General features: G+C 39.7%; 1 protein-coding gene. It reads left to right on the top strand.

The genetic code is table 11. The annotated features are described in order from the left end of the window. Positions 1–842, top strand: an 842-nt coding sequence (locus ACNOHI_RS24620) for a polysaccharide biosynthesis C-terminal domain-containing protein (RefSeq protein ID WP_420477364.1), incomplete at its 5' end; no start/stop codon positions are given. Positions 843–905: the final 63 nt, after the last annotated feature.

Below are 905 nucleotides of genomic sequence, written 5' to 3' on the forward strand. Positions count from 1 at the left end.
TCCTTACTCCGCCAATAGTGCGTATGTTGAGCAGTGTTAGCCTCTTTGCCGTGATAACGGGTTTGACAACTATGATTATCCAATATATAGACCGTATCATGATTAACGATATGATTGGCACCTCGCTGACGGGGATTTATGGGATAACCGCCTTTTTTGGTACGGTGGTAGCAATGCCCTCCAGGATTATGTACAGGATTGGCGGCGTTATTATCGCAGAGAAATGGAAGTCGGGCGATTTAGCGGGAATCTCATCCATTTATAAGAAGAGTTGTTCAAATCAGTTGCTCATAGGTTTATTACTTTTCATCGGGATCTGGGCAAATATTCACAATATACTAAAAATGGTTCCTCCCGAATACGCAGAAGGTAAATACGTGATCTTGTTTGTGAGCCTGAGTGGCTTGATAGAAATGGCAACCGGCATGAATGGAGTAATATTGGCTACTTCGAAGTATTACAAATACGATACTTTCTTTTTTCTGGGGCTGATTGTCGTAACAATTGTCGCAAATTATATTTTTATTCCCGTTTGGGGAATAACAGGAGCTGCAGCAGCAAGCGTGCTTAGTACACTTCTTTTTAACCTATACAGATATCTATTCATCTGGAAGAAATTCGAGATGCAGCCTTTTGACTGGCGCAACCTTTATATTGTCTTGATAGGGTTAACTGTTCTGGCTCTTATCTACTACATGCCAGCTTTGCCTTTAGTGCCAGATATTATTATCCGCTCAGGTGTTATAACCTTAATTTATACGGGAGTTATTTATATGCTGAAGATAGCACCGGAAATGAACGAGACGATCAATAAATTAAAAGAAAGAGTGTCCAGGCGATAATAAAACCAACCACTATATGGCTATTATCAAAATAAGTAGTTAGTTCATTTAGTAATCGACAGA

The organism is Noviherbaspirillum sp. ST9 (assembly GCF_048799745.1).
GTDB lineage: Bacteria > Pseudomonadota > Gammaproteobacteria > Burkholderiales > Burkholderiaceae_D > Noviherbaspirillum.